This is a genomic window from Enterobacter cloacae complex sp. P12RS (assembly GCF_014895875.1).
GTDB lineage: Bacteria > Pseudomonadota > Gammaproteobacteria > Enterobacterales > Enterobacteriaceae > Enterobacter > Enterobacter bugandensis.
Genome location: NZ_JADBQO010000014.1, coordinates 36,363 through 57,410, shown reverse-complemented (window position 1 = coordinate 57,410; position 21,048 = coordinate 36,363). Strand labels below are relative to the sequence as shown.

At 54.6% G+C, this 21,048-nt stretch carries 23 protein-coding genes; 15 read left to right on the top strand and 8 right to left on the bottom strand.

Annotated elements, in window-relative coordinates; translation table 11 throughout:
* Window positions 1-21: 21 nt before the first annotated feature.
* A complete protein-coding gene (locus IM284_RS10405) occupies window positions 22-978 on the bottom strand; it encodes a polysaccharide deacetylase family protein (protein ID WP_047366915.1) in 957 nt (318 codons plus the stop codon).
* 150 nt (window positions 979-1,128) lie between these two features.
* Between IM284_RS10405 and rfaQ the strand changes: the two genes are divergently transcribed.
* From rfaQ to coaD, 7 genes are all read left to right on the top strand, one after another.
* Complete coding sequence (gene rfaQ / locus IM284_RS10400; protein WP_047366914.1) at window positions 1,129-2,199, top strand: putative lipopolysaccharide heptosyltransferase III; 1,071 nt, start codon at window positions 1,129-1,131, stop codon at window positions 2,197-2,199.
* Complete coding sequence (locus tag IM284_RS10395; RefSeq protein WP_041911666.1) at window positions 2,196-3,323, top strand: glycosyltransferase family 4 protein; 1,128 nt, start codon at window positions 2,196-2,198, stop codon at window positions 3,321-3,323. The genes rfaQ and IM284_RS10395 overlap by 4 nt, the downstream gene beginning before the upstream one ends.
* A 2-nt stretch (window positions 3,324-3,325) precedes the next feature.
* Window positions 3,326-4,426 (top strand): glycosyltransferase, encoded by a 1,101-nt coding sequence (locus IM284_RS10390; protein WP_047366913.1) that lies wholly within the window; start codon window positions 3,326-3,328, stop codon window positions 4,424-4,426.
* Between the two features lie 11 nt (window positions 4,427-4,437).
* Complete coding sequence (locus IM284_RS10385) at window positions 4,438-5,427, top strand: glycosyltransferase (protein WP_047366912.1); 990 nt, start codon at window positions 4,438-4,440, stop codon at window positions 5,425-5,427.
* A gap of 66 nt (window positions 5,428-5,493) precedes the next feature.
* Complete coding sequence (gene waaA, locus IM284_RS10380) at window positions 5,494-6,768, top strand: lipid IV(A) 3-deoxy-D-manno-octulosonic acid transferase (RefSeq protein WP_028015020.1); 1,275 nt, start codon at window positions 5,494-5,496, stop codon at window positions 6,766-6,768.
* A complete protein-coding gene (locus IM284_RS10375) occupies window positions 6,768-7,538 on the top strand; it encodes a glycosyltransferase family 2 protein (RefSeq protein ID WP_047366911.1) in 771 nt (256 codons plus the stop codon). The genes waaA and IM284_RS10375 overlap by 1 nt, the downstream gene beginning before the upstream one ends.
* Before the next feature lie 3 nt (window positions 7,539-7,541).
* Window positions 7,542-8,021, top strand: coding sequence for a pantetheine-phosphate adenylyltransferase (gene coaD / locus IM284_RS10370; RefSeq protein WP_025758454.1), 480 nt, complete (start codon window positions 7,542-7,544; stop codon window positions 8,019-8,021).
* A 2-nt stretch (window positions 8,022-8,023) separates the two neighbouring features.
* Here the strand turns inward: coaD and mutM are convergent, their stop codons facing one another.
* The 4 genes from mutM to radC all read right to left on the bottom strand — a co-directional run bounded on the left by mutM (window position 8,024) and on the right by radC (window position 10,216).
* Entirely contained in the window at window positions 8,024-8,833 is an 810-nt protein-coding gene (gene mutM, locus IM284_RS10365; protein WP_028015018.1) for a bifunctional DNA-formamidopyrimidine glycosylase/DNA-(apurinic or apyrimidinic site) lyase, read from the bottom strand.
* 72 nt (window positions 8,834-8,905) lie between these two features.
* Window positions 8,906-9,073, bottom strand: coding sequence for a 50S ribosomal protein L33 (gene rpmG / locus IM284_RS10360; RefSeq protein ID WP_003024094.1), 168 nt, complete (start codon window positions 9,071-9,073; stop codon window positions 8,906-8,908).
* Window positions 9,074-9,095: 22 nt separating this feature from the next.
* Window positions 9,096-9,332: a 50S ribosomal protein L28 gene (gene rpmB, locus IM284_RS10355; protein WP_002436699.1), complete on the bottom strand. Its 237-nt coding sequence runs from the start codon at window positions 9,330-9,332 to the stop codon at window positions 9,096-9,098.
* Between the two features lie 218 nt (window positions 9,333-9,550).
* A complete protein-coding gene (gene radC / locus IM284_RS10350; RefSeq protein WP_028015017.1) occupies window positions 9,551-10,216 on the bottom strand; it encodes a DNA repair protein RadC in 666 nt (221 codons plus the stop codon).
* Window positions 10,217-10,390: 174 nt separating this feature from the next.
* Between radC and coaBC the strand changes: the two genes are divergently transcribed.
* From coaBC to slmA, 3 genes are all read left to right on the top strand, one after another.
* A complete protein-coding gene (gene coaBC, locus IM284_RS10345) occupies window positions 10,391-11,602 on the top strand; it encodes a bifunctional phosphopantothenoylcysteine decarboxylase/phosphopantothenate--cysteine ligase CoaBC (RefSeq protein ID WP_120247330.1) in 1,212 nt (403 codons plus the stop codon).
* A complete protein-coding gene (dut, locus tag IM284_RS10340; protein WP_047366909.1) occupies window positions 11,580-12,038 on the top strand; it encodes a dUTP diphosphatase in 459 nt (152 codons plus the stop codon). Before coaBC ends, dut begins: the two co-directional genes overlap by 23 nt.
* A 118-nt stretch (window positions 12,039-12,156) precedes the next feature.
* Entirely contained in the window at window positions 12,157-12,753 is a 597-nt protein-coding gene (gene slmA, locus IM284_RS10335; RefSeq protein WP_028015015.1) for a nucleoid occlusion factor SlmA, read from the top strand.
* A gap of 41 nt (window positions 12,754-12,794) precedes the next feature.
* Here slmA and pyrE read toward each other — a convergent pair whose 3' ends face one another.
* Together pyrE and rph are read right to left on the bottom strand one after the other, a co-directional pair.
* A complete protein-coding gene (gene pyrE, locus IM284_RS10330; RefSeq protein ID WP_041911672.1) occupies window positions 12,795-13,436 on the bottom strand; it encodes an orotate phosphoribosyltransferase in 642 nt (213 codons plus the stop codon).
* Between the two features lie 68 nt (window positions 13,437-13,504).
* A complete protein-coding gene (rph, locus tag IM284_RS10325) occupies window positions 13,505-14,221 on the bottom strand; it encodes a ribonuclease PH (RefSeq protein ID WP_047366908.1) in 717 nt (238 codons plus the stop codon).
* Between the two features lie 125 nt (window positions 14,222-14,346).
* On the opposite strand from rph, the gene IM284_RS10320 reads away from it, so the two are divergent.
* Together IM284_RS10320 and IM284_RS10315 are read left to right on the top strand one after the other, a co-directional pair.
* Complete coding sequence (locus IM284_RS10320; RefSeq protein ID WP_028015013.1) at window positions 14,347-15,210, top strand: YicC/YloC family endoribonuclease; 864 nt, start codon at window positions 14,347-14,349, stop codon at window positions 15,208-15,210.
* A gap of 206 nt (window positions 15,211-15,416) precedes the next feature.
* Window positions 15,417-16,034 carry a trimeric intracellular cation channel family protein gene (locus IM284_RS10315; protein WP_023334014.1) on the top strand — a complete coding sequence of 206 codons (618 nt, stop codon included), beginning with the start codon at window positions 15,417-15,419 and terminating at the stop codon, window positions 16,032-16,034.
* A gap of 2 nt (window positions 16,035-16,036) precedes the next feature.
* Here IM284_RS10315 and ligB read toward each other — a convergent pair whose 3' ends face one another.
* Window positions 16,037-17,707 (bottom strand): NAD-dependent DNA ligase LigB, encoded by a 1,671-nt coding sequence (gene ligB / locus IM284_RS10310; RefSeq protein WP_047366907.1) that lies wholly within the window; start codon window positions 17,705-17,707, stop codon window positions 16,037-16,039.
* A gap of 251 nt (window positions 17,708-17,958) precedes the next feature.
* Between ligB and gmk the strand changes: the two genes are divergently transcribed.
* The 3 genes from gmk to spoT are packed head-to-tail and all read left to right on the top strand — an operon-like array spanning window position 17,959 to window position 21,046.
* Window positions 17,959-18,582 carry a guanylate kinase gene (gene gmk, locus IM284_RS10305; RefSeq protein ID WP_010426438.1) on the top strand — a complete coding sequence of 208 codons (624 nt, stop codon included), beginning with the start codon at window positions 17,959-17,961 and terminating at the stop codon, window positions 18,580-18,582.
* 54 nt (window positions 18,583-18,636) lie between these two features.
* Window positions 18,637-18,912 (top strand): DNA-directed RNA polymerase subunit omega, encoded by a 276-nt coding sequence (gene rpoZ, locus IM284_RS10300; protein WP_000135058.1) that lies wholly within the window; start codon window positions 18,637-18,639, stop codon window positions 18,910-18,912.
* A 19-nt stretch (window positions 18,913-18,931) separates the two neighbouring features.
* Window positions 18,932-21,046 (top strand): bifunctional GTP diphosphokinase/guanosine-3',5'-bis pyrophosphate 3'-pyrophosphohydrolase, encoded by a 2,115-nt coding sequence (gene spoT / locus IM284_RS10295; protein WP_045630233.1) that lies wholly within the window; start codon window positions 18,932-18,934, stop codon window positions 21,044-21,046.
* Window positions 21,047-21,048: the final 2 nt, after the last annotated feature.

Here is a 21,048-nt window from a genome sequence, read left to right as displayed (position 1 = left end):
ATAATGCCCGCCAGCCGGGCATTATTTTTTCTTGTATTGATAAAACTCCGCCAGCGTCATCCCCACCGTCTTATCGGATAGCCAGCTAAAAAGCGCTTCTAAATCCTGATATAAACCTTCAATCGCCGCCTCATCTTTAAAGGTCGGACTTCCGCCTGGCATAAATTCAGACGAGTGAAGCATAAACTCCACATAATCCTGTCCCCGCGACAGGCACTGCTGCGCGACCTGAATCATCTGCGCCGCATTGCCGCCGGACGGTCGCAACCAGTTTACGGACGGAGAGCGGTATTTCCCGCGAAGCCGATCGTATCCCTGTTTGATCGTGTTCAACCAGGCCGGATGTTTATACTGAATGCTCATCGGCACTTGGAGTAAGGGGCTATTTCCCGCCTGGGAAATAGTATCTAAATCCATAAAATAGGCGTGGTCGGGGAAATGCTGATAATCCGTTCCGCCATTGCCCTGCGGAGCACCTTTCGCATTGCGCCAGTTCACGCGTGGCGTCACGGAGCAATCAACCTGGTAGCCCAGTTCAACGAGCAATTTTGCATAGCGGCTATCAAATGCCCAACGCCCGGCGCGGTGGCTCAGCATTTTGGTCTGGAATGTTTCTTCCAGCAGACGGGTCATGAACAGCACTTTCTCACGCATCACCTCGTCTGAAAATTCAATCAGATACGGTTGCCAGCGCCAGTCATCTCCCGTGAGATCGTGCTCAGGTGGGCTATTCCATGCATGAAGGTGCATACCCACCTCCCCCTGACCGCGAGCGATCGCGTCCCTGGCGAATTCAATGAAAACGGGCTCGATTGCCATCTCATAGTTTGTCAGCCATACGGGCTTAAAACCAAAACGCTCACAGAGGGCCTGGAACCGGGCCAGATAGCGCGCATTTTCCGTTTTAATGACGCGGTGATTCTCCCAGAGATTATCGCCCTCAGTATCAATCGTGATGATAAACGCTGGTTTTTTCATAATGAGTCCGCATGACAGGGAAGTTAGCGCTATGTTACGCACTCTCCAAAGCCTGAGTAAACCCTTCCTGGGAAATTCCTGAGATTATGGAGAAAGAGTGCAAGTCGCTACCAGGTCTATTAGAATTGCCAACCGTACAACGCCGATAAGATGATGATGAATAACTTACCTGACACGCCTGATTTGCGCATTCTACTGATCAAACTCCGCCATCATGGCGATATGTTATTGACCACCCCCGTCATTGATTCATTACGTCAAAAATGGCCACAAGCGCAAATTGACGTGCTGTTGTATGAAGAAACGCGCGATATGCTCGCCGCGCACCCGACGATTGGCACTATTTATGGAATCGATCGTAAATGGAAGCAGCTGGGCACGCTAAAGCACCTTCAAAAGGAGTGGCAGTTACTCTGCGCGTTACGAAAGCAACATTATCATCTGGTGATAAATCTTGCCGATCAGTGGCGTAGCGCTATCGTCACCCGTTTCACTGGTGCGCCGGTTCGCCTCGGATTCGCCTTTAACAAACGCAACAATCCATTCTGGCGTTTCTGTCATAGCGATTTAGTCTCTGTTGCAAATCACAAATCCCTGCACACCGTCGAACAAAATCTCTCCATTCTGTCACCATTACAGGTCGCGCCTGAGCCAGTTGTTGCCATGGCCTACAGCGCAGAAGACTGGCACCACGCCCACCAGCAACTGGTGCAAAAAGGAGTGGGCGATAACTACATCGTCATTCAGCCGACATCACGCTGGTTCTTCAAATGCTGGGATGAAAGCAAAATGGCGCAAACCATCACCGCGCTGCAGCAGGATGGGCATACCGTTGTACTCACGGCCGGGCCGGATAAAAAAGAGCTGGCGATGATAGATCGCATACTCGCCGCCTCACCGAAAACGGGGGTCGTCTCGCTGGCGGGACAGCTAACGTTGCGCCAGCTGGCCTCACTCATCGACCACGCGTGTCTTTTTATTGGCGTTGACTCCGTTCCGATGCATATGGCCGCCGCGCTGCAGACGCCCTGCGTGGCGCTGTTTGGCCCTTCCAAACTGACGTTTTGGTCTCCATGGCAAGTCAACGGTGAAGTCATCTGGGCTGGCGACTACGGTCCCCTTCCCGATCCCGACGCTATTGATACCAAAACGAAAGAACGCTATCTCGACGCCATTCCTGTTGATGCTGTCGTCTCCGCTGCAAGGAGATATTTGTCATGAAACACCATCGTCTGGCGATTGTTCGCCAAAAGTATCGCCCTGATGGCGGAGCGGAGCGCTTCGTTTCACGTGCGCTCACCGCGCTGAGCAATCAGAATCTTGAACTCAACGTCATTACGCGTGAATGGCAGGGCGAGAGACAGGACGACTGGCATATCCATATTTGCGACCCGCGCAAATGGGGCCGAATTAGCCGCGAACGCGGGTTTGCCCATGCTGCCCGCGCGCTGTGGCAGCAACAGCAGTTTGATATTGTGCAAAGCCACGAGCGGATTCCGGGCTGTGATATCTACCGCGCTGGCGATGGCGTTCATCGCCGCTGGCTGCTACAGCGTGCGCGCATCCTGCCCGCCTGGCGCGCGAAAATGCTGATGGTCGACCGCTATCACCGCTACGTGATGCACGCCGAGCGTGAAATGTACCAGGCGCCAGAGCTGAAAGCGGTTATCTGTAATGCGGAGATGATCAAACGCGAAATCGTCGAAGACTTTGATATTGACGCAAAAAAGATCCATGTGATTTATAATTCAATTGATTCCAGCCGCTTCGTTCCAGCCCAGGAAGCACAGCGTGCCGCGCTGCGTCAGCAATTTGGTTTGCCAGCCGATGCCGTGGTGTTCTGTTTTGTAGGATCGGGATTTGAACGAAAAGGATTGGCCAGCGCCATACGCGCTATCGCAGGAACTTCAGCCTGGCTGATTGTGGTTGGACAGGATAAAGCAGAACATCGTTATCGTGACCTCGCCCGTTCATTGGGCTGCGAAGGGCAAATCCGTTTCCTGGGAATGCAGAAAGAAACGCTGCCTTTTTATCAGCTATCCGATGGTTTACTGTTGCCAACGCTGTATGATCCCTTTCCAAACGTCATTCTTGAAGCGATGGCCTGCGGCTTGCCCGTCATTACTTCAGAGAGTTGCGGAGGCGCTGAATTTATTCAGCAAGGCCAGAACGGATTTTATTGTGACGCCCTGGATATCAACACATTGAAGGAGGCAATTGCAGCCACTCCTTCTCTGGGAAAAAATAACACGATGGGGCAAGCGGCACGTGAACGGGTAAAAGACGCCACCCCCGAAAAACTGTCAAGTCAGCTTATTTCGCTTTATCAAAAATTACTGGATTAAAAATGCGCATCCTAATGATTATTGATGGTTTACCCGGTGGGGGAGCTGAAAAAACAGTTCTTACACTTTCCAGCGGATTAACGGAAATGGGGCATCAGGTCTCCCTTTTCTCTCTGCGGAAAGTGTGTGATTACGCCATCCCGGAAGGCATTGATTATCAGGTGGTTCAGGATACCTGCAAAAAACCGTGGCGCAAGCTGACGGAGATCCCACGCCGAGCCCGCCTGCTGGATCAGGCGATTGAGCGGGCTGAGCGCAGCGGAAAATTTGACGTTGTGTTCTCTCATCTGCACAAAACTGACCGCATTGTGGCGCACTGCCGCGCGCTGGAGCGTGAAAAAGTCTGGTTCTGCGTGCATGGCATGTTCTCTTTCTCCTATCTTCGCCATCGCAGCGGGCTTTCGCGCTGGTTTAAGCATCTTAAAATTCGTCATACCTACGAAAACCGAAACGTTGTCGCCGTCTCAGGCGCCGTGCTGAAAGACCTTTCCGAGACCCTGGCTCTGAAACTCCGGCGTAAAGCGGTTATCCACAATCCTTTTGATATCCCTGAAATTCAGCGTCTGGCGGATGCCCCCTTCGAGATGCAAGGGAAGGATTACATCATCCATGTCGGCCGCTTCCATGAACACAAACGTCACGACCGTCTTTTACGCGCGTTCGCACAGAGTCAGCTCGACACTACGCTTGTCATGATGGGCAATGGTTCCGAAGCCAAAATTCAAAAGCTCAAACAGCTTGCCCGCGACCTGGGTATTGAAGACAAGACGGTTTTCCGTCCCTTCGACTCCAATCCCTACCCCTGGATTAAAGGGGCACGCCTCTTAGTGTTAAGTTCTGACTGCGAAGGTTTTGGTAATGTGCTGGTGGAATCCATTATCTGCCAGACGCCACCGGTCAGTACCAATTGTCCGGGTGGCCCCGCAGAAATCCTCACCGGCGCCTTAGCGCGCGGGCTGGCAGAGCTAAATGACGCGTTACTGGCAAAAACCCTGGTAGATATTTATACCGCCCCGCCGGTCGTTGGCGATGCAACGATTGCGTCGTTCGGTATCAATGCCATTTGCCAGCAGTACATTGCTTTGGTCGACAATCAAAAATAATCAGGTTTCTTATGCAAAATTCAGCGCCATTGTTAAGCGTGGTGGTTGCCGTTTATAACGGCGAAGCTTTTCTGGATCAGTTCTTTACCTGCCTTGTGAATCAACGCATCGACAGCATGGAAGTCATTATTGTCAATGATGGCTCGACTGACCGCTCGATGCAGATCGTCGAACGCTGGCGTGAAAAACTGCCGCAGATGCAGGTGATTGAACAGCAAAACCAGGGCGTTTCCATTGCGCGGAATACCGGCCTGGCCGTTGCAACCGGTCAGTATCTCTCTTTCCCGGATATTGATGACGTCTTCAAACCTGGCATGTACCAGCGTCTGCTGGATATGGCCGTCACGCAGGATCTGGATGTCGCCACCTGCAACGGCAACTACGTCTGGGAAAATGATAAGAAACCGTCTCGACCTATCTTCCCCGAGGATAAACTCGCCTCAACGGGCGTTATGACGGGCCCGGCATGGTTAAAGATGGCGCTGGATTCACGTAAGTTCCTGCACGTGACCTGGCTTAATATCTATCGCCACGATTTTATTCGTAAACACAGTTTCCATTTCGAACCCGGGCTGCGCCATCAGGATATCCCGTGGACCACCGAGGTGCTGCTTACCGCAGAGCGCGTTCAGTACACCAGTGAACGCTTTTATGACTACTACATTCACTCTGCCTCGGTATCGCATACGCCGGATAATGACGACACGCTGATCCGCTCCGCGCGCCACTACATGAAAATCCTGCAGATGCTTGATGCCATTAACCAGCGTTACCCGGATAAAGTGAAAAATATCCCCGCCTGCCACTGGCAAATCGCCAAAGAGGGGCTGGGGATCATTCATACCTTCGACAACATGAAGGATGAGACAAAGAAAACAATGATTATCAAAGAGTTCTTCGACACCGGGATCTGGAAGCTTATCTGGAAAAGTGCCAAAAGCCCGCGTTTGCGCTGGCGCCTGGGCCGACGCTACTTCCGTTTAAAACGGTATCTGGCATAAGAGATAGCTTTACCTGGCTTAAATGCTTAGAATTTGCCCGCCGAAACTAAAAAGACGGATAATCGCTTGGAATTGTTGTATACCGCCCTGCTCTATATCATTCAGCCACTGGTGTGGCTGAGACTGTTGCTTCGTAGCCGTAAAGCGCCTGCGTATCGTAAACGCTGGGCTGAACGCTATGGCTTTTGCCGCAATAAAGTCGCCCCGGACGGTATTTTGCTGCATTCCGTTTCTGTCGGTGAAACGCTGGCGGCGATCCCGCTGGTTCGCGCTCTGCGCCACCGCTACCCGTCTCTGCCGATTACCGTCACCACCATGACGCCAACCGGCTCAGAGCGCGCGTTATCCGCGTTTGGCAAAGATGTTCATCACGTCTACCTCCCTTACGATCTGCCCTGCGCTATGAATCGTTTCCTGAATACCGTTCGCCCGAAGCTGGTGATCGTGATGGAAACCGAGCTGTGGCCGAACATGATTTCCGCTCTGCATGCCCGTAAAATTCCGCTGGTGATTGCCAACGCGCGCCTTTCAGAGCGCTCGGCGAAAGGCTACGGCAAGCTGGGCAAATTTATGCGCCGCCTGCTGAGCAAAATCACGCTGATTGCCGCGCAGAACGAAGAAGACGCGGCGCGCTTTATCTCCCTGGGCCTGAAGCGCAACCAGCTTGCCGTGACCGGCAGCCTGAAATTCGATATTTCCGTTACCCCTGAACTGGCCGCCCGCGCCATCACGCTGCGCCGCCAGTGGGCTCCGCGTCGCCAAGTCTGGATAGCGACCAGTACTCATGAGGGCGAAGAGGCGATTATCCTGCAGGCGCACCGTAAGCTGCTGGAAACCTTCCCGGACCTACTGCTGATTCTGGTGCCTCGTCACCCCGAACGTTTTAAAGATGCCCGCGAAATGGTGCAGAAAGGCGGCTTCAGCTTCACCCTGCGCAGCAGCGGAGAGATCCCTTCCGGCAGTACCCAGGTGGTGATTGGCGATACGATGGGCGAACTGATGCTGCTCTACGGCATTGCTGACCTCGCCTTTGTTGGCGGCAGCCTGGTGGAGCGCGGAGGCCATAACCCGCTCGAGCCGGCAGCCCACGCCATTCCTGTGTTGATGGGTCCACACACGTTTAACTTCAAAGATATCTGCGCTAAATTGCAGCAGGCCGATGGTTTAATTACCGTGACCGATGCGGACTCGGTCGTCAAAGAAGTATCGACCCTTCTGACGGATGAAGATTACCGCCTGTGGTACGGTCGCCACGCCGTCGAAGTGCTGCACCAGAACCAGGGCGCACTCACCCGTCTGCTGCAGCTTCTGCAACCTTATCTGCCTCAGCGGAGCCACTAATGTCTACGCGTCTGTCGGTCGTCATGATCGCCAAAAACGCCGCCGACCTGCTTCCGGACTGCCTGGCCTCCGTCGCCTGGGCTGACGAAATTGTTATCCTCGACTCCGGAAGCACGGACAACACGGTGGACATCGCCCGGGCTGCGGGCGCAAAAGTCTTTACCGATACCGACTGGCAGGGCTACGGCATTCAGCGCCAGCGCGCGCAGGGTCACGCCACGGGCGATTATGTGCTGATGATCGACACCGACGAGCGCGTCACCCCAGAACTCCAGCAGGCCATTCAGGCGGTGCTTTCCTCACCCCAGCCTGGCGCTGTATACAGCATCGCGCGTCGCAACTACTTCCTTGGCCGCTTCATGCGCCACAGCGGCTGGTATCCGGATCGCGTAATACGACTCTACGAGCGCGGGCGCTTTCAGTACAACGACAATCTTGTCCATGAGTCACTGGCCTGCGACGGCGCCCAGGTCATCCCCCTGACGGGTGATTTGCTGCATCTGACCTGCCGTGATTTCGCCAGCTTCCAGCAAAAGCAGCTCAACTATGCCACCGCATGGGCGCAGGAACGCCACCAGCGCGGCAAGAAGGCCTTGCTGACAGGAATCTTCACCCACACGCTGGGCGCGTTTCTGAAAACGCTGCTGCTGCGCGGCGGCGTGCTGGATGGTAAGCAGGGCTGGTTACTGGCGGTAGTGAATGCCCAGTATACTTTCAACAAATACACCGAGCTGTGGGCGCTCTGCCGCGGCTACTCAGAGAAAACGTGAGCCATGAGCACAAAAGCGATTTATCCGGGTACCTTCGATCCGATCACTAACGGTCATCTTGACATCATTACCCGTGCAGCGTGCATGTTCGACAAGGTGATCCTGGCGATTGCCGCCAGCCCCAGCAAAAAGCCGATGTTTGATCTCAACGAGCGCGTGCAACTTGCCACCGACGCCATTTCGCACCTGCCGAATGTTGAAGTTGTCGGGTTCAGCGATCTGATGGCGAACTTCGCCCGCGCCCAGCAGGCCAATATTCTGATTCGTGGCCTGCGCGCGGTGGCAGACTTCGAGTATGAGATGCAGCTGGCGCACATGAACCGCCACCTGATGCCGGAGCTGGAAAGCGTATTCCTGATGCCGTCAAAAGAGTGGTCGTTTATCTCGTCCACGCTGGTAAAAGAGGTGGCGCGCCATCACGGGGACGTTACCCATTTCCTGCCGGATAACGTCCACCAGGCGCTGATGGAAAAGCTAAAGTAGTTCTATTTCTGACACTGGCGGCAGTAGAACGTGGCGCGCTGGGCGTGCTTCGTGGCAATAATCGGCGTCCCGCATGCCCTGCATGGCTCGCCCTTACGGCCATACACCTGCAGCTCTTGGGCAAAATAGCCTGGTTTACCGTCGCTTTGCAGAAAATCCTTCAGGGTGGTCCCGCCTTGCTCAATCGAGCGCAGCAGCACTGCTTTAATGACCCGAACCAGCAGCTCACACTCCTGCGCGGACAGCGACGAGGCCAGCCGATCGGGATGGATCCCGGCCGCAAACAGCGATTCACTGGCGTAAATATTCCCCACGCCGACCACCAGCTTGTTATCCATCAGCCAGGGCTTGATCGGGGTCTTTTTCTTCGCGCACTTCTCTTTCAGGTAGTCCGCATTAAACGCGTCTGAAAGCGGCTCAGGGCCCAGATGCGCCAGCACGTTGTGTCCTTCCAGCTCCTTCGTCCACAGCCACGCGCCAAAGCGCCGCGGATCGGTGTAGCGGAGCACTTTGCCGTTGCTCATTACCAGGTCGACGTGATCGTGTTTTTCCGCAGGCAATTCTTCGGTCAAGATGCGCAGGCTCCCGGACATTCCAAGATGGATAATGATCCAGCCGTCAGGCAGCTCCAGCAGCAGGTATTTCGCGCGGCGCTGCACGCTAAGGACGGGTTTGTCGCTTAACGCGTGGATCTCATCGGACACCGGCCAGCGCAGTCGTCCATTGCGAACGACGGCATGAAGAATAGTCGCGCCGACCAGATGGGGCTCAATGCCGCGACGGCTGGTCTCTACCTCAGGTAATTCAGGCATGGTTCCTCCGTTGAGATGCAGAATGCAAAAAACCCCGCAGTTGCGGGGTTTTTCAATACAAGGAGGCTAAAATTATTTGATTTTAGCTTCTTTGTACAGTACGTGCTGGCGTACAACTGGATCGAATTTTTTCAGTTCCAGTTTTTCCGGCTTAGTACGTTTGTTCTTCGTGGTGGTGTAGAAGTGACCTGTACCAGCAGAAGAAACCAGCTTGATTTTCTCGCGAATACCTTTAGCCATGATTTATTTCCTCTTTAAGTACTTAGTACTTTTCGCCACGGGCACGCAGTTCAGACAGAACTGTATCGATGCCTTTCTTATCGATTACACGCATACCTTTAGCAGATACACGCAGGGTGACAAAACGCTTCTCGCTCTCAACCCAGAAACGGTGAGAGTGCAGGTTCGGCAGGAAACGGCGTTTAGTCGCGTTCAGTGCGTGGGAACGGTTGTTACCGGTCACCGGACGCTTGCCAGTAACTTGGCAGACTCGGGACATGTCTATTCTCCAAAAATCAAATTAGCTCGAGCTTCGTATGGGGTATCGGCGCCTCGTCAGGCTTTACAGCCCGGTCATCGCGTAGTTCTAAGTGAACTCTCGATTGCCAGGCCCAAATGCCAAACCCGAGATTCTCAAAGGTGGCGTAGTATACGCTGACTCGGCGGTGTGCTCAAGTCCCGAACAGACAAAGATCCCGATGGATCGCGAGAAATAGCCTAAATCCAGCCATGTTCTGCAAAAGAAATGTACTCGCCGCGGCCAATTATCAGATGGTCCAGAACACGAATGTCCATGAATTGACAGCATTTGATAATGCGTTCGGTGATTTCTTTGTCAGCTCTGCTCGGTTCTGCACAGCCAGAGGGGTGATTATGCGCGAGGATCACCCCCGCTGCATTCACTTTTATCGCTTCACGCACAATTTCACGCGGATGTACCTCAACGTGGCTCAGTGTACCCGAAAACAGGCGGCTGTGCTTCAGTACCCGGTTCCTGTTGTCGAGAAAGATCACCATAAAGATCTCCCGCTCCAGGCCAGATAGCTGGCTTTGCAAAAATTCGCGGGTCATGTCAGGGGTAAGGATCGGATCTTGCTCCTCCATCTGTACGTTATAAAATCGCCGGGCAAGTTCAGCAATACCCCGTAACTGGGCATACTTCGCGACGCCAATGCCTTCTACGTGCGTAAACGCCTCCAGTTCGGCTGTCAGCAAACCATGTAGTGAACCAAAATGGTCTATCAGATTTTTCGCCAGCGTAAATACCGTTTTTCCCTTCGTACCTGTACGTAAAAAGAGCGCCAGCAACTCCTCGTCTTTTAATAACGCGACGCCATGACGCAGCATTTTTTCGCGCGGTAGCAGCAGTTCAGTCTCTTCCATGCCCGGCCTCCTTCTGTTTGCCATTATGCTGCCACAGGCAAATCCGGGGCTCGACGCTGAGGTTTCGTTCTTGCGTAGCGCCTCGCAAAGTGCATAAAGGACTTCATCACCCCCCTATTTGGGATTGTGGTAAAATGCCCGCTCTCTGGTGAAACCCAACAGGAAAGAATCATGATGAGCCTGGCCGGTAAAAAAATCGTTCTTGGCGTGAGCGGCGGCATTGCTGCCTATAAAGCGCCTGAGCTGGTGCGTCGTCTGCGCGAGCGCGGGGCGGACGTGCGGGTCGCGATAACCGAAGGCGGTAAAGCCTTTATCACCCCTCTGAGCCTGCAGGCGGTTTCAGGATACCCGGTATCTGACAGCCTGCTCGATCCGGCCGCCGAAGCCGCGATGGGGCATATTGAGCTTGGGAAATGGGCCGATCTGGTGATTCTTGCCCCTGCCACGGCAGATTTAATTGCCCGCGTGGCGGCTGGTATGGCGAACGATCTGGTTTCGACCATTTGCCTCGCGACGCCTGCGCCCGTCGCCGTTGTGCCCGCCATGAACCAGCAGATGTACCGCAATGCCGCCACCCAGCATAATCTGGAGACGCTGGCTTCGCGCGGCCTGCTTGTCTGGGGCCCGGACAGCGGTAGCCAGGCCTGCGGCGACGTTGGCCCGGGGCGTATGCTCGACCCGTTGACGATTGTGGATATGGCCGCCGCCCATTTTTCACCTGTCAACGACCTGCAACATCTCAACATCATGATTACCGCGGGCCCGACGCGCGAGCCGCTGGACCCGGTGCGTTACATCACCAACTACAGCTCCGGTAAAATGGGCTTTGCGATTGCTGCCGCAGCGGCAAAACGCGGCGCTAACGTCACGCTGGTCAGCGGCCCGGTCTCGTTACCTACGCCACCTTTTGTACAGCGTATTAATGTTACCACCGCGCTGGAGATGGAAGCCGCCGTGCAGGCTCATGCGCAACGCCAGCAGATTTTTATCGGCTGTGCGGCCGTGGCAGACTATCGTGCCGAGACCATCGCCGAGTCTAAAATCAAAAAGCAAGGCGATGAATTAACACTGAAAATGGTGAAAAACCCGGACATTGTTGCCGGTGTCGCCGCACTAAAAAGCCATCGTCCTTACGTTGTTGGATTTGCCGCAGAAACGAATAATGTGGAAGAATATGCCCGGCAAAAACGTACCCGCAAAAACCTCGATTTAATTTGCGCGAACGACGTATCGCTGGCCACGCAAGGATTTAATAGCGACAGCAACGCACTGCACCTTTTCTGGCAGGATGGAGATAAAATCTTACCGCTTGAGCGCAAGGAACTCCTGGGCCAACAATTACTGGACGAGATCGTTACCCGTTATGATGAAAAAAATCGACGTTAAGATTCTGGACCCGCGTGTTGGCGAGCAATTCCCGCTGCCAACCTATGCCACCTCCGGCTCTGCCGGACTTGACCTGCGCGCCTGTCTCGATGACGCCGTAGAACTGGCTCCCGGTGCCACTACCCTGATCCCGACTGGCCTGGCGATCCACATTGCAGACCCGTCTCTGGCGGCAGTCATCCTGCCGCGCTCGGGTCTGGGCCATAAGCACGGCGTAGTGCTGGGTAACCTGGTCGGCCTGATCGACTCCGACTACCAGGGTCAGCTGATGGTGTCCGTCTGGAACCGTGGTCAGGACAGCTTCACCATTGAACCTGGCGAGCGTATCGCGCAGATGGTTTTTGTACCGGTGGTACAGGCAGAATTTAAACTGGTGGCAGACTTTGATGCCACCGACCGTGGCGAAGGCGGCTTCGGCCATTCCGGGCGCAAATAACCGCCCGACACACGTATCTCGCAGCGCCATAACGCAATAACAAACCGCAAACGTCAGTTTGCGGTCGCTGTGTGGATGCCAGCCTGGCAAGTGCTTATTTTCAGGGGTATTTTGTAACATGGCAGAAAAACAAACCGCGAAAAGGAATCGTCGCGAAGAAATACTTCAATCTCTGGCTCTGATGCTTGAATCCAGCGATGGCAGTCAACGCATCACCACCGCCAAACTGGCCGCCTCTGTGGGCGTGTCTGAGGCGGCGCTGTATCGTCATTTCCCCAGCAAAACAAAAATGTTCGACAGCCTGATCGAGTTTATTGAAGACAGTCTGATCACGCGCATTAACCTGATTCTGAAAGATGAAAAAGATACCACCGCGCGTCTTCGTCTGATTGTGCTGTTAATTCTGGGCTTTGGGGAGCGCAATCCGGGTTTAACCCGTATCCTGACCGGCCACGCGCTGATGTTTGAGCAGGACAGGCTGCAGGGCCGCATCAATCAGCTTTTTGAGCGTATTGAAGCGCAGCTGCGCCAGGTGCTGCGCGAGAAGAAAATGCGTGAAGGCGAAGGATACAATACGGATGAGACATTGCTGGCAAGCCAGATTCTGGCGTTTTGTGAAGGCATGCTCTCCCGCTTTGTGCGCAGCGAATTCAAATACCGACCAACGGACGATTTTGACGCCCGCTGGCCGTTAGTGGCAGCGCAGCTGCAGTAGCACCGCAGGCCCGGTAAGCGTAGCGCCGCCGGGCAATTCAATTACACGCCAAACTCTTCGCGATACGCCCGCACCGCCGCCAGGTGATCCGCCATCTCTGGCTTCTCTTCCAGATACGCAATCAGGTCTTTCAGAGTGATGATAGAGGTCACTTTGCAGCTGTAATCACGCTCTACTTCCTGGATAGCAGAGATATCGCCGCGACCACGCTCCTGACGATCAAGAGAAATCAGCACGCCAGCCAGCGTCGCACCGTTGGCCTGGATAATCTCCATAGATTCACGGATCGCGGTGCCTGCGGTAATCACGTCGTCGACCAGCATCACGCGGCCCTGCAGCGCGCTGCCCACAAGATTACCGCCTTCACCGTGGGTTTTGGCCTCTTTGCGGTTAAAGCAGTACGGCACATCACGGTCATGGTGCTCCGCCAGCGCCACCGCCGTGGTAGTTGCAATCGGAATGCCCTTGTACGCAGGGCCAAACAGCAGGTCGAAATCAATCCCGGAATCCACCAGCGCTTCGGCATAGAAGCGGCCTAACAGTGCCAGATCGCGCCCGGTATTAAACAGCCCGGCGTTGAAGAAATACGGGCTCTTACGCCCGGATTTCAGCGTAAATTCGCCAAACTTAAGTACCTGTTTATTAATCGCAAACTCAATAAACTGGCGCTGATACGATTTCATGGATTCGCTCCTTTGGTTTTTTCTGTCTTACAGGCAAAAAAAAGGCGACTCATTGGTCGCCTTTAAAATCAATTGTCTAACGCCGCTTTTTGCGTCGTTACAATGGATTCGATTCCCCCTCGGGCCAACGCCAGCAGGGAGAGAAGTTCTTCATGGGTGAACGGCTCACCTTCCGCCGTCCCCTGCACCTCAATGATGCGACCATCTTCGGTCATCACCACGTTCATGTCGGTCTCGGCGGCAGAATCTTCAACATATTCCAGATCGCAAAGCGCTTCACCGTTAACGATCCCCACGGAAACCGCCGCGACCATCCCTTTCATAGGGTTGGTTTTCAGCTTACCGGCTGCAACCAGCTTGTTCAGGGCATCGGCCAGCGCCACACAGGCACCGGTAATGGACGCGGTACGCGTGCCGCCATCTGCCTGAATCACGTCGCAGTCCAGGGTAATAGTGAATTCACCGAGGATTTTCAGATCAACGGCGGCGCGCAGCGCACGTGCGATCAGGCGCTGGATTTCCATGGTACGTCCACCCTGCTTACCCTTTGCCGCTTCACGGGCGTTACGGGTATGGGTCGCGCGCGGCAGCATGCCATACTCGGCGGTGATCCAGCCCTGGCCCTGACCTTTCAGAAAGCGCGGAACACCTTCTTCGATGGACGCGGTGCAAAGCACTTTGGTGTCACCAAACTCAACCAGCACGGAGCCTTCAGCGTGTTTTGTATAGTTACGGGTCAGGGTGACGGGACGCACCTGATTGGCGCTACGACCTGATGGACGCATGATGGATTCTCCGGCTTGAAACGAATGTGGCTGCGCATTATACGGATAAAGGACGCTTATTCCTATCCTGAGAAGCCCCCGAAAGCTATAATCCCCCCATCTCTCCTTTAAAAACGGGAATGTCTATGATCCGCAGTATGACCGCCTACGCCCGGCGTGAAATCAAGGGTAGCTGGGGTAGCGCTACCTGGGAAATGCGTTCGGTAAACCAGCGCTATCTGGAAACATATTTCCGTATGCCGGAACAGTTCCGCAGCCTTGAACCTGTGGTGCGCGAGCGTATCCGTACGCGTCTGACCCGCGGGAAAGTGGAATGCAACCTGCGCTTTGAACCCGATGCCAGCGCGCAGGGCGAACTGATCCTCAACGAGAAGCTGGCAAAACAGCTCGTGAATGCGGCGAACTGGGTCAAAATGCAGAGCGATGAAGGCGAAATCAACCCCGTTGATATTCTGCGCTGGCCTGGCGTGATGGCCGCCGGCGAGCAGGATCTGGACGCGATTGCCGCAGAAATTCTGGCAGCCCTCGACGGCACGCTGGATGACTTTATCGTTGCCCGCGAAACCGAAGGTCAGGCGCTGAAAGCGATGATTGAGCAGCGCCTTGAAGGCGTCAGCGCTGAAGTGGCGAAGGTTCGCGCCCATATGCCGGAAGTGCTGCAGTGGCAGCGCGAGCGTCTGGTCGCCAAGCTGGAAGAAGCAGAAGTTCAGCTGGAAAACACCCGTCTGGAACAAGAGCTGGTGCTGATGGCGCAGCGTATCGATGTTGCCGAAGAGCTGGATCGTCTGGAAGCGCACGTGAAAGAGACCTATAACATCCTGAAGAAGAAGGAAGCTGTAGGCCGCCGCCTGGACTTTATGATGCAGGAGTTCAACCGCGAGTCGAACACTTTGGCGTCTAAGTCTATCAACGCTGAGGTGACCAACTCAGCGATTGAACTCAAGGTTCTGATTGAGCAGATGCGCGAGCAGATCCAGAATATTGAGTAATCGCTTTTTGGATGGCGTCGGCTGACGCCATCCATTATTATTTCTAATCCGAATTTCCACCTCTTTTCTAATTCAGCAGCCAAGTATCAAAGATATTCAACATGTATTGATTAAATTTTATAGGTGAAACCCAATCGCCTTAGAAAATCTCAATCGTGATCTTGCGCACAAATCGCTAACCTTTCCGCGTTCACACCGGAGGGTATATGCTGCTTCACATTCTTTATCTTATTGGTATCACCGCCGAAGCCATGACTGGCGCTCTCGCCGCCGGGCGTCGCCGGATGGACACCTTCGGTGTGATCATTATTGCCACTGCAACCGCGCTGGGCGGCGGTTCCGTGCGCGATATCCTGCTTGGCCATTACCCGCTCGGCTGGGTGAAACATCCTGAGTATGTGATTATCGTCGCAACGGCTGCCGTATTAACCACCATCGTGGCACCCGTTATGCCCCATCTGCGCCGCCTGTTCCTGGTGCTTGATGCACTGGGGCTGATCGTCTTTTCTATCATCGGCGCGCAAATCGCGCTCGATATGGGGGAAGGCCCGGTTATCGCCACCATTGCTGCCGTGGTGACGGGCGTTTTCGGCGGCGTGCTGCGCGATATGTTCTGCAAACGCATTCCTCTGGTCTTCCAAAAAGAGCTGTATGCCGGCATCTCCTTCGCCGCAGCGGTGCTCTACATTGCCCTGCAGCATTACGTTTCAAACCACGACGTGGTGGTGATCTCCACGCTGCTGTTTGGCTTTACGGCCCGCATGCTGGCGCTGCGTCTGAAGCTCGGATTGCCCGTGTTTCACTATAAGCACAGCGCCCACTGATCTCAGAACCCATTGATGTGCTGCTGAGCAAGCCACCTGACCAGCACATCGATCTCTGGCGCGTGCAGCCAGGCAACGATTTGCCGCGCCTTCTCCGCACCCGTACCCGGCAAGGCCTGCCAGGCCTTTTCACTGCGTTCACTCATCTTTTGCCACGACACATCTTCCAACGCCTTCAGCGAGGCCTGTGGCAGCGGAACACCCAGCGCCATAATCCAACGGATAAAAGGCTGCTCATGCACCTGATTAAAGCGATGCCAGAGCGCCAGCCCGCGTGCGGCAGAGAATCCCGGCGTCGACTGCAGCTGCTCCTGCGTTAATAGCAGCCACGAAAAGAGATGTTCAAAATGATGCGCCTGCCAGAGTGTGCGCCAGCCTGACTCACCTAATCCTTCAATGTTGAATACCTGCTTTGAACTGAGCCACGTCAGCCGGGCAAAGAACTGTTCCATACACTCCGGCGAGGCATAAAAGCAACTCAGGGAGTGATAACGCGAGGCCGGAGGCTCAGGTTTTTGTCTGTCCGCCCCTCGCCAGACCACCTTATCAAACCGGGGGATACCCTGCCCTGCCAGGCTGACCTGGATCTGATCGCCCGGGGCAATATCCAGCCTCTGCCAGCGTCCAACCGAACCGAGACTCACTCGCTGCACCCGTTTATCGTCCAACTGCACAGGCTCAAGTGCCGCCACGACAGAAATTTTGCCCGTGCGCCCCACGGAAAAAAGAATATTCCTGACCTCTGCGACCTGTGCCGCAGGCGAATATTTCCACGCGATAATCCAGTTGCCTTCGCCGGGCAGCCAACTTTCCCCTGTAGGTGACTCCGCAGACCGAACCACTATGCCATCCGTGGCAAAGGGCAATGCCGTGTTTTGCCAGGCCAAACGCTGTTTTTCAACAGCATCAACCGCTTGTACGGGCAACGTATAGCGCGCCGTCAGGGAAAAGCCTGCGCTGGACAGCTCAGAAAGCCTGTTTTCCATTCCCTTCGGTCCATCCGGCCAAGCCCAGATAAATATTCCTGTCTGGCTCAGAAGCGCGTTGTCCTTTTGTCGCATCATCGCGCCCGCCACTTTTGCGCGAGCATTCATTCCGCCCATCTGCCGCTGGACGTGGTTTTCGCGTAGCCAGAAAAGCTCCCCCTGTAAGACGCTGTTTGCAAGCGCGCCGGATACCTCCTTGGGCACGGACGGGATCAAACGCACGCGGGCCGTCCAGTCCTCGCCTTTTAGCCCATTACCACGGCTGATGGCCCGCGCTAGCTTTCCGTTGCGATACACCAGCGTCACCGCCACGCCATCGACTTTTGGCTGCATCCAGAGATTTTTCCGGCCGTGCATCCAGTGACCCAGCGCTTCTTTGCTGGCTGCTTTACGTACCCCCGTATGGGCAACAGGATGTTTTACGTTTCCCTCCAGCGCAGGTAGGGCGCTCTCAGCAAAATCGTTGCCGAAACAGCGCTGCCACTGGGTTAAACGGCCGTTGAGCTGGTCATACACTTCGTCACTGACCTCGCTCACCCCCAGCTTCCAGTAAGCCTCATCCCAGCGTTTGATTTGTGCACTTAATGACGCAATCTCTTTTTCGGCTTTTGCCTGTGACCACACCGGGCACACCGCCGCCCCGTAACCACACCACAACAGCATTAACCCGCTTATCCACCGCCACATCGCTATCTCTCCTTTGCAATGCAGGAGGTATAACCTGACGTGAGAAACGACGCTAATAGCAACCTTTCACGTTGCGAGGCGCTATCCAGCGTTAATTTTTATTGCTGCAAACCGCAGATAAAACCTGAAAACGGTACGCAAAATTCAATAATCCAGGGGAAAAAGTGTGACAAAGGCTACGTCACACAGCGGCGACGTGTATAATAAGCCCGTATGTAGGACTTCTTCGTTAACACATACAAAAGACTCTCATGGCTCAAGGCACGCTTTATATTGTTTCTGCCCCTAGCGGCGCGGGTAAATCCAGCCTTATTCAGGCACTGTTAAAAACCCAACCGTTGTACGACACACAGGTTTCTGTTTCTCACACCACGCGAGCGCCGCGTCCGGGTGAAGTGCACGGTGAACACTATTTCTTTGTGGATCACGACGAGTTCAGAGCGATGATCGGCAGAGATGCGTTTCTTGAACACGCAGAAGTGTTTGGTAACTACTACGGCACCTCGCGTGAAACCATTGAGCAGGTTCTGGCGACGGGCGTGAATGTGTTCCTCGACATCGACTGGCAGGGCGCACAGCAAATTCGCAAGAAAATGCCTGACTCGCGCAGTATCTTTATTTTACCGCCGTCGAAGGATGAGCTGGATCGCCGCCTGCGTGGCCGCGGTCAGGACAGTGAAGAAGTCATCGCAAAGCGTATGGAACAGGCAGTTGCAGAAATGAGCCATTACGCGGAATATGATTACCTTATTGTGAATGATGATTTTGATGCCGCGCTGAGCGATCTCAAAACCATTCTTCGCGCAGAACGACTGCGTATGAGCCGCCAGAAGCAGCGACATGACGCATTAATCACCAAACTGTTGGCAGACTGAACCCACTTTCAGTATCATGCCCAGTCATTTCTTCACCTGTGGAGCATTTTAAGTATGGCACGCGTAACTGTTCAGGACGCTGTAGAGAAAATTGGTAACCGTTTTGACCTGGTGCTGGTCGCCGCGCGTCGCGCTCGTCAGATGCAGGTAGGCGGTAAAGATCCGCTGGTACCGGAAGAAAACGATAAAACCACCGTTATTGCACTTCGCGAAATCGAAGAAGGTCTGATCAACAACCAGATCCTCGACGTGCGTGAGCGCCAGGAGCAGCAAGAGCAGGAAGCCGCAGAACTGCAGGCCGTAACCGCCATTGCTGAAGGTCGTCGTTAATTAAACCTGCGGGTCGCCCTTGTATCTGTTTGAAAGCCTGAATCAACTGATTCAAATCTACCTGCCTGAAGACCAGATTAAGCGTCTTCAGCAGGCGTATCTCGTTGCACGTGACGCTCACGAGGGCCAGACACGTTCAAGCGGTGAACCCTACATCACGCACCCGGTTGCGGTAGCCTGTATTCTGGCCGAGATGAAACTCGACTACGAAACGCTGATGGCCGCCCTGCTGCACGACGTGATCGAAGATACCCCTGCCACCTACCAGGATATGGAACAGCTGTTTGGCAAAAGCGTTGCCGAGCTGGTGGAAGGGGTCTCTAAGCTTGATAAGCTGAAATTCCGCGACAAGAAAGAGGCGCAAGCCGAAAACTTCCGCAAGATGATTATGGCGATGGTGCAGGATATCCGCGTCATTCTCATCAAACTCGCTGACCGTACCCACAACATGCGCACGCTGGGCTCACTTCGCCCGGATAAACGTCGCCGCATTGCCCGTGAAACCCTCGAAATTTACAGTCCGCTGGCGCACCGTTTAGGTATCCACCACATCAAAACCGAGCTGGAAGAGCTGGGCTTTGAAGCGTTGTACCCGAACCGCTATCGCGTGATTAAAGAGGTGGTGAAAGCCGCACGCGGTAACCGTAAAGAGATGATTCAAAAGATCCTCTCTGAAATTGAAGGGCGTTTGCAGGAAGCGGGAATCCCGTGCCGCGTCAGCGGTCGCGAAAAACATCTTTACTCCATCTACTGCAAAATGGTGCTCAAAGAGCAGCGTTTTCACTCGATCATGGATATCTACGCGTTCCGCGTAATCGTCCACGACTCTGACACCTGCTACCGCGTGCTGGGGCAGATGCACAGCCTCTATAAACCGCGCCCGGGGCGCATGAAAGATTACATCGCCATTCCGAAAGCGAACGGCTATCAATCTTTGCATACCTCGATGATCGGTCCGCACGGCGTGCCTGTTGAAGTGCAGATCCGCACCGAAGACATGGACCAGATGGCAGAGATGGGTGTAGCCGCACACTGGGCTTACAAAGAGCACGGTGGCGAAAGCAGCACCACCGCGCAAATCCGCGCCCAGCGCTGGATGCAGAGCCTGCTGGAGCTTCAGCAGAGTGCGGGTAGCTCGTTCGAATTTATCGAGAGCGTTAAATCCGATCTCTTCCCGGATGAGATTTACGTTTTCACCCCAGAAGGTCGCATTGTCGAACTGCCTGCGGGCGCAACGCCGGTCGACTTCGCCTACGCCGTGCATACAGATATCGGGCACGCCTGCGTGGGCGCGCGCGTCGACAGACAGCCTTACCCGCTGTCTCAGCCGCTCTCCAGTGGCCAGACGGTCGAAATTATTACCGCGCCGGGCGCACGTCCGAACGCGGCCTGGCTGAACTTTGTCGTGAGTTCCAAAGCGCGCGCCAAAATTCGTCAGTTGTTGAAAAACCTCAAGCGCGATGACTCCGTCAGCCTGGGGCGTCGCCTGCTCAACCACGCGTTGGGCGGCAGCCGCAAGCTGGCTGAGATCCCACCGGAGCATATTCAGCGTGAACTCGACCGTATGAAGCTCACGTCTCTGGACGATCTGCTGGCGGAAATTGGTCTGGGTAACGCGATGAGCGTCGTGGTAGCGAAAAACCTGCAGCAGGGCGAAGCGACGCCATCTGCTCCAGGCGCATCCGGCCATGCTCATCTGCCGATCAAAGGCGCGGACGGGGTGCTGATCACCTTCGCAAAATGTTGCCGTCCAATCCCTGGCGACCCGATTATTGCGCACGTCAGTCCGGGCAAAGGGCTGGTTATCCACCATGAATCCTGTCGTAACATTCGCGGCTACCAGAAAGAAGCCGAGAAGTTTATGGCGGTCGAGTGGGATAAAGAGACGGCGCAGGAATTTATCACCGAAATTAAGGTGGATATGTTTAACCACCAGGGTGCCCTGGCGAACCTGACGGCAGCCATCAACACGGCCTCATCCAACATTCAGAGCCTGAATACGGAAGAAAAAGACGGCCGCGTCTATAGCGCCTTTATCCGTCTGACCGCTCGCGACCGCGTGCATCTGGCGAACATTATGCGCAAGATCCGCGTCATGCCGGACGTGATTAAAGTCACCCGAAACCGAAACTAGGT